The organism is Corynebacterium lubricantis DSM 45231 (assembly GCF_000379425.1).
In the GTDB taxonomy this organism is placed as follows: domain Bacteria; phylum Actinomycetota; class Actinomycetes; order Mycobacteriales; family Mycobacteriaceae; genus Corynebacterium; species Corynebacterium lubricantis.
Genome location: NZ_KB902235.1, coordinates 65378 through 78968, shown reverse-complemented (window position 1 = coordinate 78968; position 13591 = coordinate 65378). Strand labels below are relative to the sequence as shown.

The 13591-nt window shown below is 59.1% G+C and carries 15 protein-coding genes; 14 read left to right on the top strand and 1 reads right to left on the bottom strand.

The features are described 5' to 3' along the window. The first annotated feature begins 70 nt into the window (after positions 1-70). The 4 genes from glmM (at position 71) to A37O_RS0111865 (ending at position 3779) form a co-directional block, all read left to right on the top strand. Complete coding sequence (gene glmM / locus A37O_RS0111880; RefSeq protein ID WP_026196344.1) at positions 71-1414, top strand: phosphoglucosamine mutase; 1344 nt, start codon at positions 71-73, stop codon at positions 1412-1414. A 166-nt stretch (positions 1415-1580) separates the two neighbouring features. Beyond that, the gene (locus tag A37O_RS0111875; RefSeq protein ID WP_018297724.1) at positions 1581-1886 is read left to right on the top strand and encodes a hypothetical protein; all 306 of its coding nucleotides are present in this window, start codon (positions 1581-1583) and stop codon (positions 1884-1886) included. Beyond that, positions 1873-3546, top strand: coding sequence for a hypothetical protein (locus A37O_RS0111870; RefSeq protein WP_018297723.1), 1674 nt, complete (start codon positions 1873-1875; stop codon positions 3544-3546). Before A37O_RS0111875 ends, A37O_RS0111870 begins: the two co-directional genes overlap by 14 nt. After that, positions 3546-3779, top strand: coding sequence for a hypothetical protein (locus A37O_RS0111865; protein WP_018297722.1), 234 nt, complete (start codon positions 3546-3548; stop codon positions 3777-3779). Before A37O_RS0111870 ends, A37O_RS0111865 begins: the two co-directional genes overlap by 1 nt. Here the strand turns inward: A37O_RS0111865 and A37O_RS0111860 are convergent. Next, the gene (locus A37O_RS0111860; RefSeq protein WP_018297721.1) at positions 3776-4618 is read right to left on the bottom strand and encodes a poly(ethylene terephthalate) hydrolase family protein; all 843 of its coding nucleotides are present in this window, start codon (positions 4616-4618) and stop codon (positions 3776-3778) included. The two genes, A37O_RS0111865 and A37O_RS0111860, sit on opposite strands and share 4 nt — an antisense overlap. 133 nt (positions 4619-4751) lie before the next feature. Between A37O_RS0111860 and glmS the strand changes: the two genes are divergently transcribed. From glmS to rimI, 10 genes are all read left to right on the top strand, one after another. Continuing rightward, positions 4752-6614 (top strand): glutamine--fructose-6-phosphate transaminase (isomerizing), encoded by a 1863-nt coding sequence (gene glmS, locus A37O_RS0111855; RefSeq protein WP_026196343.1) that lies wholly within the window; start codon positions 4752-4754, stop codon positions 6612-6614. Between the two features lie 180 nt (positions 6615-6794). Beyond that, entirely contained in the window at positions 6795-7274 is a 480-nt protein-coding gene (locus A37O_RS0111850) for a hypothetical protein (protein WP_018297719.1), read from the top strand. An 18-nt stretch (positions 7275-7292) separates the two neighbouring features. Beyond that, positions 7293-7958, top strand: coding sequence for a GAP family protein (locus A37O_RS0111845; RefSeq protein ID WP_018297718.1), 666 nt, complete (start codon positions 7293-7295; stop codon positions 7956-7958). A gap of 16 nt (positions 7959-7974) precedes the next feature. Then, positions 7975-9069, top strand: coding sequence for an alanine racemase (gene alr, locus A37O_RS0111840; RefSeq protein WP_018297717.1), 1095 nt, complete (start codon positions 7975-7977; stop codon positions 9067-9069). Between the two features lie 6 nt (positions 9070-9075). Further along, positions 9076-9576 carry a tRNA (adenosine(37)-N6)-threonylcarbamoyltransferase complex ATPase subunit type 1 TsaE gene (tsaE, locus tag A37O_RS0111835; protein WP_018297716.1) on the top strand — a complete coding sequence of 167 codons (501 nt, stop codon included), beginning with the start codon at positions 9076-9078 and terminating at the stop codon, positions 9574-9576. After that, positions 9560-10291 carry a class I SAM-dependent methyltransferase gene (locus tag A37O_RS0111830; RefSeq protein ID WP_018297715.1) on the top strand — a complete coding sequence of 244 codons (732 nt, stop codon included), beginning with the start codon at positions 9560-9562 and terminating at the stop codon, positions 10289-10291. Before tsaE ends, A37O_RS0111830 begins: the two co-directional genes overlap by 17 nt. A 27-nt stretch (positions 10292-10318) precedes the next feature. After that, complete coding sequence (locus tag A37O_RS0111825) at positions 10319-11914, top strand: aspartate:alanine exchanger family transporter (protein WP_018297714.1); 1596 nt, start codon at positions 10319-10321, stop codon at positions 11912-11914. 20 nt (positions 11915-11934) lie between these two features. Beyond that, positions 11935-12438: a hypothetical protein gene (locus tag A37O_RS0111820; RefSeq protein WP_018297713.1), complete on the top strand. Its 504-nt coding sequence runs from the start codon at positions 11935-11937 to the stop codon at positions 12436-12438. Next, positions 12438-13094 (top strand): tRNA (adenosine(37)-N6)-threonylcarbamoyltransferase complex dimerization subunit type 1 TsaB, encoded by a 657-nt coding sequence (gene tsaB, locus A37O_RS0111815; protein WP_018297712.1) that lies wholly within the window; start codon positions 12438-12440, stop codon positions 13092-13094. Before A37O_RS0111820 ends, tsaB begins: the two co-directional genes overlap by 1 nt. Then, the gene (gene rimI, locus A37O_RS0111810) at positions 13091-13591 is read left to right on the top strand and encodes a ribosomal protein S18-alanine N-acetyltransferase (protein ID WP_018297711.1); all 501 of its coding nucleotides are present in this window, start codon (positions 13091-13093) and stop codon (positions 13589-13591) included. Before tsaB ends, rimI begins: the two co-directional genes overlap by 4 nt.

The window sequence follows — 13591 nt, the reverse complement described above, 5'->3', positions numbered from 1 at the left end:
TTCGCCACCTCTTCCAGTTTTGGGAGGGGTGGCGTTCGCTTTTTCTAGTGAGACAGTCATAATGTTTCTTATGACTCGACTGTTTGGAACAGATGGTGTCCGTGGCTTGGCCAACGACACCCTTACCGTATCCCTGGCCCTGAAACTCGGTGCAGCTGCTGCGACCGTCCTGACGAGGGACCGTGACTCCAGCAAGCGTCGCCCGATGGCACTGATCGGGCGGGACCCACGAGTCTCCGGCGAGATGCTCGCCGCAGCGATGGCTGCCGGTATGGCTTCGCGTGGCGTGGACGTATTGCGCGTCGGCGTCATCCCCACACCAGGACTTGCCTTTTTGACTGATGATTATGGCGCGGACATTGGCGTCATGATCTCGGCGTCGCACAACCCTATGCCTGACAATGGCATCAAGTTCTTCTCCGCTGGTGGTAAGAAGCTCCCAGACCATGTTGAAGACGAGATTGAAAAGGCGTTGGACAACCTGGAAGACAGCGGACCAACTGGTACCGGTGTCGGTCGCGTCATTGAAGAAGCCCATGATGCCCAGGACCGCTACCTGGCCCACCTGAAAGAAGCAGTGGACACCGATCTGAGTGGTATCAAGGTTGTTGTCGATACTGCTAACGGCGCAGCCAGCGAAGTGGCACCGAAGGCCTATGCTGCGGCTGGTGCCGAGGTAGTGGCTATCTTCAACAAGCCCGACTCTTTCAACATCAACGACAACTGCGGTTCCACCCACATTGATCAGGTGCAGCGTGCTGTTCGTGAGCACGGCGCTGACATCGGTCTCGCCCACGACGGCGATGCCGATCGCTGCTTGGCCGTAGATGCAGCGGGAAATGTTGTTGACGGCGACCAGATCATGGCCATCCTCGCCGTGGGCATGAAGGAAAATTCCTCGCTGCGCAAGAACACCTTGGTGGCCACAGTAATGAGTAACCTCGGCCTGAAGCTGGCGATGGAGCGCGAAGACATCGAGATCAAGCAGACCGCGGTGGGCGATCGCTACGTTCTCGAGGAACTCAACCGTGGCGGGTACTCCCTTGGTGGAGAGCAGTCGGGCCACATCGTGGCACCGGCGTATGCGACGACCGGTGATGGCACCTTGACCGGCCTGATGCTGATGGCGCGCATGGTAGAAACCGGCACGTCCCTCGCAGAGCTCGCAGGGGTGATGCAGGTCCTACCGCAGGTCCTGATTAACGTTCCTGTCTCGAACAAGGCAGCCATCATGGACTCCGAAACAGTCAAGAGCGCTATCGCCGAGGCGGAAGCTGAGCTAGGAGAAGCGGGTCGCGTGCTGCTGCGTCCCTCTGGTACCGAAGAGCTTTTCCGCGTGATGGTAGAGGCTGCCGACCAAGAACATGCCCGCAAGGTAGCTGGAAGTCTCGCCGCAGTCGTCGCTGCCGTCTAGTTTCGCCCTTTGTAGTACCTGTAGTCTCTGCAGTACCTGTAACACCCCGGTTCCCTGGAGTGGAAAGAATTTTCCTCATCCAGGGAACCTTTTGCATGCCCGCACAGTCCAAGAGAAGGTAAGCGCATTTAATAAGTGCGGGGATTGAGTAGGGGAGGCAAGGTGCATGTCTGACTTGAGAGCGAATACTGAAGCGATCCGTTCGGCGCTGCACAGCGCACGACAAGAAATTGAGGCGATGCGTGTGGAAGGGCAGGGGCACGCTCCGCAGCTTCGAGTAAGTGACACGGGGCAGGGATTCGCAGAACAAGGCCAGCGCTTGGCTTCGTCGTTAAGCAAAGTCCATGCGTCGATGCTCCAGCGACTGGACAATCGGTTAACGCATTTTGATGCGTTGCACTCGCTGGCATCCGAGATTTCGGAGCAAGACCACAACACCGCGGAAGGGTTGGGTGCACATGAGCTCCGTTGACTCTCGAGCGCTTATCGCACAGATTGCCGGTGAGGTGTCCTCGAATCCGGAAGTATCGGCCCTAGCAGGGCCTGCGATCAATGATTTTCTTACGGACTTGAAAGGGTCCTTTGACGAGCGGGATGGGCTGCAACCGGGGAGTATTTCAGCGGCAGGAACCCAGTTATTTGCCGCGCCCCGGAAGAAGGGGCCAGCTGGTGCTAAAGACGACAGCGGGGAAGGCTGGACCATCCGTGAGTGGGGCAGTGCGACCAGCCTCGTTCTAGGTATCGAGCACTTCCTCGGAACCTATATTGCACCTCTGTTCAGCGGCATTGGGGACGGTCGCCCGGCAGAAAATGAGGAACGCATCGAGCAAGACCAAGACGATTTCTCTGAAAGCGTTGAACAGTTGCGCTGCAGCATGGAGGACGGTGGGCAGTCGGTGGGCACAATTGTGGAATCGACAGAGCTCTCATCGAACGTGCTGCTTCAGCTGGCCTTGCGCGTTCTCAAAACTGCTCGCTTGACCACACCGCTCGGGATTTCAGGCACCGTGATCACGGAACTTGTGTTGCACGCACTGCAAAATGCGAAGGACGTCAACGAGGATGCCAATTCTTGCATCGGGGAAATCCTGGATCAGCTGGGGGATGAATGCGAAGAATTAGCGGAGAGGGATCCAGAGCCCCCTTGTGAGACGTATACGGAGCCCAAGGCCGACCGGAAGGTTCCGGATTCGCCGCCACCGGTAGTGCCAGAGCCTGTAGTGCCAGAGCCTGACGCTGTTCCGAATGATGTTCTGCCACCTACCTCCGGAGGGAAGCCGTCGGGTTTCACACAAGATACAAGTGACGTGTCGAGTGCTCCTGCTTCGCCTGTTGCGCCTGAAAAGCCTCAACCCAGTGCAGTAGCGCCAGTTGTCGAACAAACACCCACCACACACGAAGCGATTCGAATCGAGGAGACGAATGTCGCCCTCGATAACCTTGAATCCACGTCTTTGGCCAGTTCAGCAACCACAACGGCGTCTGCTGGGTTGACCGTCAACTTCAATATTGATGTTGATTTCACCTCCTCGGGCCAAGTGGACATTGCACCGCTTGAAGGACTCGCACCGAAGTCGGTTGAGGTACAAGATGTACAAGACATGATGCAGGGGCCGATGGGGCAACTCGGGTGTGCGCGTGTTTTGGGTGCGCTCAGCCTTATTTCCGCGGAATTCTTTGAAAGCTGTTCAACGGAACTCTGCCCAGAGCCCGCACCGGAACAACAGGAGGAGCCTGTAGTCGAGCCAGCATTGGAGAAAGACTGCCCGCCGGAGTCTGCGACCGAGCCTGAAGCACCTCCAGCACCGCCAGCACCGGAGTCCGAAACTGAAGCTGCACAGGCAGAACCCGAGCCCGAATACGGTGTGATTCCTCCTCCAAAGGAGCTCGCCGATGTTGCGGAACCGCCTCCACCGCCGAAGAAAGAAAGCGTTGAACCTGCAGCGGTAGAAGAGCCACAACAAGGATTTGAAAAGCCACAGTCAGCGTCACAGCTAGAGCCACAGCCTGCGCCAGAGACTTCTACAGAGGCAGCCGCATCTATTTCACCCGACCCACCTTCACCGGAGCCCAGCGATCCACCTGAGTCCCCGGAGCCACAGAGCCGAGTACGAAAGGTTGATTCGTTCTAATGGATTTTCAAGAATTTGCGGAACAATTCCAACAGCGCACCGCCAAACGCATGCTTGATTTCGAGGCGGCGCTGGCCAAAGCCCAGAAGCAAATGGAAGAACAAGTTCGCCAGCAAGAACGAGCTCGAGAAATGAACATCAAAAAACCGCCGGCGATGTATCCCAAGGGGACACTTCGCGGCGGTCGGGTCCAAGGCGTGTTGCGTCGGGAAGACCCAAGCCAGGCGAGCTAGAACTTCGCGTCGTCCTTAGCAAAACCAGCCTTCTCGGCGAGCTCCTCGCCGGAGAAGGAGGTCACCTTCGGTCCTTCAGCCTCGATCTCCGAGTAGTCGGAATACTTGTTGTCTTGCGCTAATTGATGCAGCAGGTAGCCGGTCACCAATCCACGAGCAGTCTCGCGTGCTCCGGATTGCGACCAACCCTGACCCAGGACAAATTGGAAACCGGTGTCTTCGGAGAACCCTTGCTGATTACCATTCGCGATCTCGCGGTAGACCACATCGCCCTTCCAGTTATAGGCGAGCTTGGCAGGGTTACCAGCGTTGAACAGATCGGACTTACCGGAACCAATGACAAAGCCTGGGATATCTAATGCGCGCGCAGCCGCGACAGCGGAAGGGGCAACGTTGGCAGGGTAAATCGTTGCCACTGCCTTAACCTTAGGATTGTCTGCTGCAGCCAGTACAGCAGCACCACCACCCATGCCATGGCCAACGACGCCAAGCTTGTTGGGGGACACCGTGGTGTTGCCTTGGCCCAGCTTCACACCGGCGACAATCTGCAGGCACGTTTCCAAATCGGCAGCGAAACCGCTGTGATTAGGATTAAAACCCTTCTCGGTGTCAGGGGCGGCTACAACAATTCCCCAGCTGGCCAGGTGCCGCAAAAAGCGGTGGTAGTCCTTGACTGACTTCGTCCAGTCATGGCCGAACGCGACTCCGGGAACACCATTGCCTTCGGCAGGGGTGTACACCTTGCCCGGTAGGCCGGTAAAACCAAGATCGCCCTCCATGACGCGATGGGGACCACGCTTGGACAATTCGCTGAGTGTTTTCTTCAAATTCGCAGACACGTCCCCTACGATACTTTATTTTGCTACCTCCGGGGGTAGGTGCAACCTATCGTGGTTTAGGCATTTTTCCGTCCAAAGCGCAGCGGAATGGGAAGGGTGTTGCGATTGAGGCATCGTAGTTTATTCTGTTCCCATGTGTGGAATCGTTGGATATGTTGGAGATAATCAAGGCCTTGATGTAGCAGTAAATGCATTGCGTCGAATGGAATACCGTGGATACGACTCGTCAGGTATTGCGGTCGCGAACGATGGCACGATTGCTTCGGCGAAACGCGCAGGAAAGCTGGCCAACCTCGAAGACAAAATCAACGAAGTAGGGGCCGATGCGCTGAGCGGATCTACAGCGATCGGACATACCCGCTGGGCAACCCATGGCCGTCCAACGGATGAGAATGCACACCCGCACCTGTCTTTTGATGGCAAGGTTGCCATCGTGCACAACGGCATCATCGAGAACTTTGCGGCACTACGCGACGAGCTCGAGCGTGACCGGGTCGAGTTCAAGTCCGATACTGACTCGGAAGTTGCAGCTCACCTTCTCGCCAAGGCGTACAACGAGGGCGACACCGCAGGTGATTTCCGTGCATCGGCGCTCAAGACGCTGAACCGTCTCGAAGGCGCGTTCACGTTGCTGTTCCTGCACGCCGATCACCCTGATCAGATCATCGCGGCTCGCCGTTCCACGCCACTGATCGTTGGCGTGGGCGAGGGCGAAATGTTCCTGGGCTCGGATGTGGCAGCGTTTATTGATTACACGAAGGAAGCCATCGAGCTGGGCCAGGATTCCGTGGTGATCATTAAGAAGGACTCCCATGAGATCCTCAACTTTGATGGCACCCCGGGCGAGGGCAAGCCATTCACCATTGACTGGGATATCTCGGCAGCGGAGAAGGAAGGCTTTGATTCCTTCATGATGAAGGAAATCCACGAGCAGCCTGCAGCTGTGCGCGATTCCTTGGCAGGTCACTGGGATGGTGAGCGCGTCACTCTCGACGAGAACAGCATTTCCGATACTGATTTGAAGTCGTTCAACCAGGTCTTCGTTGTGGCCTGTGGTTCTGCATACCACTCCGGTTTGGCAGCAAAGTACGCCATCGAGCACTGGGTGCGCATCCCTGTGCAGATCGAGGTGGCGTCCGAGTTCCGTTACCGCGACCCAGTTCTCGACGAGCGCACGCTCGTGTTGGCCATCTCCCAGTCCGGCGAAACCGCCGACACCCTCGAAGCAGTGCGCCACGCCAAGACTCAGGGTGCGAAGGTGCTGGCTGTGTGTAACACCAACGGCTCGCAGATTCCGCGCGAATCTGACGCCGTGATTTACACCCACGCGGGCCCAGAAATCGGCGTGGCCTCCACGAAGGCATTCCTGGCTCAGGTGGCTGCGAACTACATCGTCGGCCTGGCTCTCGCTCAGGCGAAGGGCACCAAGTACCCCGACGAGATCCGCGAGATCTGGGAGGAGCTCGAGTCGATCCCCGCCAAGGTTGAAGAGGTACTCGGCGTTCGCGAGCAGGTTGAGCAGATCGCTCAGACCCTCGGGGCCGTTAAGACCATGCTCTTCCTGGGCCGAGGCGTGGGCTATCCAATCGCGCTTGAAGGCGCGCTGAAGCTCAAGGAGCTGGCCTACATTCACGCCGAGGGATTCCCCGCTGGCGAGCTCAAGCATGGCCCGATCGCGCTGATCGAGGACGACCTGCCTGTCGTGGTCATCGTGCCTTCTCCTCGCGGCCTGCCTCAGCTGCACTCGAAGATCGTCTCCAATATTCAGGAGATTCGTGCCCGCGGTGCGAAGACCATCGTGATCGCTGAAGACGGCGACACTGCCGTCGAGCCGTACGCGAACTGGTTGGTGCGCATCCCGCAGACCCCGACCATCATGCAGCCGCTGCTAGCCACCGTGCCTTTGCAGTTCCTGGCCGCAGATATCGCGCACGAATGCGGCAATGAGGACATTGATAAGCCACGTAACCTTGCAAAGTCGGTCACCGTGGAGTAGCACTTCGCTTGACGACGACGCCCCTGGAAAACTTTCCAGGGGCGTTTTTCGTGCCCACGGGCCCCGAAAACAGCACATCCGTCGATTCTGCAAAGAACGCACGACAATTAACCCGTGGCCCGGGCCTTGACTAGGCTTTCATACAGTAGAGCTCAGCCAACCTCGAGGACCCCACCGCATATGAAAACAGCCGTATTTGCCCAGCGACTCAACGGAGGCATGCGCATCGTCTTGATCGCGATCGCAGCGCTACTGATCGGCGGGGCCATCTATCGCTGGTTGGCGGCACCCGCCATCGTCGAAGTGGCCATCTTCTTGGTACTCGCCGTGGTTGCGCTCCTGCTTCTATTCGTAAAAATCACCGTGCGCGTCCATCAGGGCGGGGTGGATATCCACTTTTCCGGCGGTCTGTTCGACGAACAGGTCCCAGCATCCGCCATCACAGGTGTCAGTGCGGGCCCGACCACTAAACTCTCCGATGGTGCAGGTAAGCGCCATATCGAAGGGGCAACCGCCTTCATCGTCGGTGGCCCCACGGTGCGGATTGAACACGGCGCCGACGAGCTCGGCGCCCCGCAATCGACGCTGGTCTCGGTCAAGGACCCAGACGAAGCCATCGCGGCGATCGAAGCCCTCATCGCTCGCACTCAGAGCCACTAAGGAAGTAGCCTAAACCTTATGCTTGATGCACTCCGCTTTGCTTTTATCGATTCGATCAACGTCCTGCTCATCGGCGTGATCGTCGCGGTAGGCATCACTATCCCGCCGGTGAGGAAGAAATACGCCAAGGTCACGAGCCTGCTCATCCTCGGTGACTGGCTGGGTGTGGCCACACTGTCGCTGGTGATGCTGTTCATCTTCGACGGATTGGGCGACATCGTGCGTACGTTTGTCGAAGGCCCCGTCTTCGGCTGGGTCCTGGTGGCCACCGGTGGCATCGTCGGACTCATGGCGCTGCGCGGCGGCGATAACTCCAAATTGGTAAACACAATCATGGTGCCCATGCGCGAACCAACCCTGCGCACCGTGCTGATGGGCTTCATCTTGGGTTTGGTCCAGTCGGCAACCTCGGCACCGTTTTACGCCGGCCTCGCGGTGCTTTCCGCCAGCGGAATCGACGTGGGAACGCGTTATGCCGGGCTCATCCTGTACGCGACCGTGGCGCTGAGCTTGCCCATTGTTTGCGCGATCTTGGTGGGCTGGGTGAGGAAATCTCCACAGTCGTTCGTCGGAAAGCTCTTTGAAAAAGCACGCCGTAACCCGCAAAAGGTCTCCCTGTGGGCGACCTGGCTTGTGGCCGCCTTGCTCATTGCGATCGGCGTTGGTCATCTCGCTGGACAGTAGTGGCACAATAAGCACCATGAGTCTGCTTGCCACCCGCATTGATCTAGATGCCATCGCGCACAACACGCGCACCATCAAGGCGATGGTCGAACCCGCCGCCTTGATGTGCGTGGTGAAAGCCGATGCGTACAACCACGGCGTTGAGCGCGTCGTGCCAGTGATGGATGAGGCGGGCGCGGACGCGTTCGGCGTGGCCACACTCGCCGAGGCACGGCGCGTGCGCACCCTGACAGACAAGCCGGTGCTGGCCTGGATTTGGGCGCTTAGCGACGACTTACCCGTCGACGTTGAGCTCGGCGTTCCCTCGCTGGCGCACATGCGGGTGCTTATCGACGACCCCACGCCCCGCAGGATCCATTTGATGGTGGATACCGGGATGAATCGCTCGGGCATCGACGAGGCGCATTGGGCCGAGGCCTTCGAGCTCGCGCAAAATGCCCCGCAGCTCGAAGTTGTCGGTTTGATGACTCATCTCGCTTGTGGCGACGAACCGGAAAGCCCGTTCAACGACGAACAGGCAGACCACTTTCGGCGCGCAATCGATCAAGGCCGGGCGGCGGGCCTCGAGCTGCCGGTCAACCACTTGGCCAACACCCCGGCGACCCTGACCCGCTCGGATCTGCACTTTGACATGGTGCGCCCCGGTGTCGGTCTCTATGGGCTAGAACCCGTCGCGGGACGCGCGCACGGTCTGATCCCGGCGATGAGCTGGGTAGCGAAAGTGACCGTGGTCAAACCAATTTCCAAGGGGGAGGGGACCAGCTATGGTCTGACCTGGACTGCTCCGGCGGATGGTTTTACCGCCGTGATTCCCGCAGGCTACGCCGATGGCATGCCGCGTAACTGGCAGGACAAGATCGAGGTCACGATCAATGGGCACCGCTACCCGCAGGTCGGCAGGGTCTGCATGGACCAGATCGTGATCTGGTTGGGGGATAACTCACGCGGCGTCGACATTGGCGACGAAGGTGTCATCTTCGGAGCGGGCGGCATGGACGCAACCGAGCTCGCGGAGCGCGCAGACACCATCAACTATGAGGTCGTGTGTCGCCCCAACGGCCGCACCGAACGGACTTATGTTGGCACCGGCGTGATGGCAGAAAGGATCTAGGCCACCATGAAAGACTCCTTCCCACCTCAAGGCACACGGCAGTGCGATGCCCGCGAGAACACCCAGCTCCTCGGCGAAGAACTCGGCGCAGCACTTGAGGCCGGCGACGTGGTGATCCTGGACGGCCCCCTCGGCGCCGGGAAGACCACCCTGACCCAAGGCATTGCCAAGGGTATGCAGGTTAAGGGGCGCGTGACCAGCCCGACGTTCGTGATCGCACGCGAGCACGCAAGCACCGTCGGCGGTCCGTCGCTGATCCACATGGACGCGTACCGGCTTATCGACGAGTCCGGGTCCGGCGATCCGCTAGGGGAACTAGATTCCCTCGATCTTGATACCGCGCTTGAGGAATCGGTGGTTGTTGCCGAATGGGGCGGTGGACTGGTGGAACAACTGAGCCAAGATTACCTGCTAGTTTCTCTCGATCGTGAGACACTAGTGCAGAAGGATCCAGATTCCGAAGGTCGAATTATTTCGTGGAGGACGCATCATGTCGCTGACATTTGATAATGGCGGGGATTACGCCAAGTTTCGCCCTACCTACCCGACAGAGCTGGCGCACAGCTTGGCCGAGCACTCGGAATCGCACAACGTTGCACTCGATATCGGTTGTGGCTCCGGCCAGCTCACCGAATCCTTGACCAGCGAATACGACCTCACCCTGGGCACCGATATTTCGCTGTCCCAGCTCAAGGCAGCCACGGGGAAGGCCTGCTACGCCGCTGGCGATGCCGGAGCATTGCCTGTCGCGGAGCGCAGCGCCGACCTGATCACGGTGGCCCAAGCTGCACACTGGATCGACCTAGATGAGTTCTACGCAGAGGCCGAGCGCGTGGCAGCCCCCGGCGCCTTGATCGCCCTAGTCAGCTACGGCCTGTGCATGATTGATGATGCGGAGGCAGACCGCGCCTACCAGGAGTTCTACTACGGCGAATTCCACCAATTCTGGGATGAACGCCGCGTGCACGTCGAAACCGGCATGAAGCGCCTGCCATTTCCATTCGAGCGGGTAGAGATCACTAGCCCTGACATCGTGCGCACCATGGGTGTGCAGGACTTCATGGCGTACTTGGGCACCTGGTCGGCCACGGCCAATGCGCGCCGGGACGGACACGAGCACCTTTTCGACGAGTTCGCCGAAACTCTTGCGCTCGTGTGGGGGACGCGCCAGCTCACCGTCAGGTGGCCGGTCTCGGTCGTGGCTGGGCACTTCGGACACTAACTTCGGACACTGACGGAGATCGTAGAGATGTTGGATTACCTCGCTACAAATCCACTGCTCGCCCTGGCCATCATGCTGGCGCTGGGTTTGGCCATCGGCAAGATTAACATCTTCGGGATTTCGCTCGGTGCCGCGGCGGTCTTGTTCGTGGCACTGGGCCTGTCCACGGCAAATCCCGACATCCAACTCCCACCGCTGCTATATCAGCTCGGTCTGGCCATGTTCGTCTACGTCATCGGTTTGTCCTCGGGGCCGGCCTTCTTCCGCGAATTCAAAAACCGCGGGTGGAAGCTCTCCGTGTTCATGATCGTGATGATCGTGGTACTAGTCGGCGTTGCAATCCTCTTCATTAAGGGCCTCGACCTCGATCCTGCGATGGGTGCAGGTATGTTCGCGGGCGCGCTGAGTTCGACCCCTGGTATGGCAGCCGTGGTGGAAATGGTCGATCCCGCCCAATCACAAGCACCCGTGGTGGGCTATTCGCTGGCCTATCCAGGCGGCGTAATTGGCCCCATCCTCGTGGCCGCCATTGGTGCAGCAGCGCTGAAAGTTAAGCACAAGCAGGATGCCGCGGACGAGGGGCTGATCACCGCTCCGCTGAAGTGGACGGGAGTGGAAATCCGGGAAGGAATCTCCGGAACAATCGGGGACTTACGAGAGATCACCGGCGAAGAAATCCTGGCCACACGCATCACCAACGACCCGGATGACCACAAGCTGGCCGATCAATCCGGCCAGCTGCAACCGGGGATGATCCTGCTGATCCACGGCACCGCCGAGGCGCTATCTGCGGCAATTCCGCAGCTCGGGGAAGAACGCGTGATAAAAATCGAAGACACCGATCTGGTCTACCGCGAATACACTGTGTCCAATCCCGAGGTGGCCGGCCATCAAATCCGCGACCTCGACCCGGCGAAGAAGGGTTTTCTCATCGCGCGCGTACGCCGCGGTGATTCCTCCATTGTGCCGACCTCGGGCACCGTTTTGAACTACTCCGACCGCGTGCGCGTGGTCACCGCCCCAGGCCAGATGGATAAGGTCCGGGCCTACATCGGCGACTCGGAGAAGGCGCTGGGCAACGTCGATCTGCTGCCTTTCGCTATGGGCCTCACACTCGGCCTGCTCATCGGCGCGATCCCCATCCCACTACCTGGTGGCACCACGCTCACGCTCGGCTTCGGCGGCGGTCCGATTGTCGCGGGCCTGATCCTCGGCGCGGTCAATCGCACCGGTCCGATCCACTGGCAGCTGCCGTTCCATGCCAATCGGACGATTTCCACTCTTGGTTTGGCGTTATTCCTCGCTGGTGTGGGCACGTCCGCGGGCGCGGGTTTCCGCAGCGCGCTTACCGATCCGTCATCACTGACCTATATGGGTGTGGGTTTCGCGCTCACCATGATCTCCGCGCTGGTGATCGGCTTCGTGGGCATATGGATGTTCAAGCTGAAATGGGACGAGGCCATGGGTGTTGCCGCCGGTATGACCACCAACCCCGCGGTGATTAGCTACCTCAATACCCAGACCCGCACCGATCTCGCTGAGCGCGGATACGCCACGGTGTATCCGACAACCATGATCGGCAAAATCGTGGCAGCCCAGGTGCTGTTCTTGCTAGTTATCTAAGTGGTTGTAGGATCGGGATCATGAATCTCAACAGCAAAGACAAAGGTTGGTTCGGCATCGTCATCGCCGTCTGGGTCATTATCCTGGCGGTGTTGATCTTTATTTTGCCTAAGGGCAATGCTGGATCTGCTGGTCAGAGTTCCCTGAGCTCGACCTTGAACCAGATCACCCCAGCAACCGGACCAGCACTCATGGCTGACGCTGAGATTAACCCCGCAGATGTCTACGGCGACGAATACCAGGGCATTCTGACGCTGTGCAGCAACGAGCCACCTGAGTTGCAGCAGATCAAGCTGGAGCTCGTCGGCCAGGACCTCGACCTCGGCGGCGACTACGACTACGTGCTGCTTTTGCCAATGGATCAAAACGCAGAGATCGGTGTCGACCAGGTCTCCACTGATCAGATTCAGCTGTGCCCAGAGTTCGAGGGCCAGTCAGCCGCTATGCAGCAGGCCATTCCGATGAACACCCCGCTTCCGTTCTACAAGGACGGCGAGGCGTGGACTTTGGGGTACCGCATCTAATGTGGGTCCTTGCCCTCGATACAGCAACACCGGACCTTGTCACCGGATTGGTCAATACCGACACGGGTGACACCATCGACGAGATCGTGCCGAACACGCGCAATCACAACGCGATTTTGGTCCCCACCGTCCAGAAGCTCCTGGAGCGCGGCGGGCTCACATTCGCTGACCTAGGCGCCATCGTCGTTGGCAGTGGCCCAGGCCCGTTCACCGGGCTGCGCGTCGGCATGTCCACGGCCAGCGCCTTCGGCCAGGCCCTCGGCATTCCGGTCCACGGCGTGGTCACCCATGACGCTGTCGCCTCGCTAATCGACGAGCCACGTGTCCTCGTGGTCACCGATGCACGTCGCCGCGAGGTGTATTGGGCGGCTTATGACCAGGGTGTCCGCACTGCTGGACCCGACGTGACTGCCCCTGCTTCACTTACTCTTGACCACGAGGTGGATGCGATCAGCGTGCCGGATCACCTCCGAGATTCACTTGCTGTTAAAGCTCCGAAGGCGAGCAACGTGGCGCCGACGGCTGCGGCGCTGGTTGCCGTCGCGGATCTGACATCCACGCCGGCACCGTTGGAGCCGCACTACTTGCGCAGGCCCGATGCGAAGGTCCCGGCGCAGAAACCGAAGTCACCGGCAATTCCTGAGGTTCAATTGTGAAACTACGTACGCTGACGCGCACGGACGCCGATCAGGTAGCAGAAATTGAAGCGCTGCTCTTCGCCGAGGACAACCCCTGGTCGCGTGAGATTTTCCTCGTTGAGTTTGCGGCCCCACACACGTTCTACGTGGGTGTCTTTGATGCTGAGAACGACGATGATGCCAGCGAACCCGATGAATCGGATGTGCTGATGGGATACGCAGGGTTGGCCATGCTCGGCCCCCGCGAGGATCCCGAATTCGAGGTGCACACCATTGGCGTGGACCCACAGTTCCAGCGCCGTGGCATTGGCCGCTTCTTAATGGAGCAACTGGTCCACGTGGCTGACCAATACGACGGGCAGATGTTCTTGGAAGTCCGCACAGACAATGAGGCCGCGATCAAACTCTATGAACAGTTTGATTTTGAACAGATCGGGCTGCGGAAGAAATATTATTCGCCCTCAGGTGCAGACGCGTACACCATGAAGCGTCCCAGCCTGAGTGAGAGGAAGTAA

Coding starts and splice junctions, on each gene's coding strand:
- A37O_RS0111825 (WP_018297714.1), top strand. CDS start 10,319: ATGTTGGATTACCTCGCTACAAATCCACTGCTCGCCCTGGCCATCATG.
- A37O_RS0111830 (WP_018297715.1), top strand. CDS start 9,560: ATGTCGCTGACATTTGATAATGGCGGGGATTACGCCAAGTTTCGCCCT.
- alr (WP_018297717.1), top strand. CDS start 7,975: ATGAGTCTGCTTGCCACCCGCATTGATCTAGATGCCATCGCGCACAAC.
- tsaE (WP_018297716.1), top strand. CDS start 9,076: ATGAAAGACTCCTTCCCACCTCAAGGCACACGGCAGTGCGATGCCCGC.
- tsaB (WP_018297712.1), top strand. CDS start 12,438: ATGTGGGTCCTTGCCCTCGATACAGCAACACCGGACCTTGTCACCGGA.
- glmS (WP_026196343.1), top strand. CDS start 4,752: ATGTGTGGAATCGTTGGATATGTTGGAGATAATCAAGGCCTTGATGTA.
- glmM (WP_026196344.1), top strand. CDS start 71: ATGACTCGACTGTTTGGAACAGATGGTGTCCGTGGCTTGGCCAACGAC.
- A37O_RS0111870 (WP_018297723.1), top strand. CDS start 1,873: ATGAGCTCCGTTGACTCTCGAGCGCTTATCGCACAGATTGCCGGTGAG.
- A37O_RS0111845 (WP_018297718.1), top strand. CDS start 7,293: ATGCTTGATGCACTCCGCTTTGCTTTTATCGATTCGATCAACGTCCTG.
- A37O_RS0111820 (WP_018297713.1), top strand. CDS start 11,935: ATGAATCTCAACAGCAAAGACAAAGGTTGGTTCGGCATCGTCATCGCC.
- A37O_RS0111850 (WP_018297719.1), top strand. CDS start 6,795: ATGAAAACAGCCGTATTTGCCCAGCGACTCAACGGAGGCATGCGCATC.
- A37O_RS0111875 (WP_018297724.1), top strand. CDS start 1,581: ATGTCTGACTTGAGAGCGAATACTGAAGCGATCCGTTCGGCGCTGCAC.
- A37O_RS0111865 (WP_018297722.1), top strand. CDS start 3,546: ATGGATTTTCAAGAATTTGCGGAACAATTCCAACAGCGCACCGCCAAA.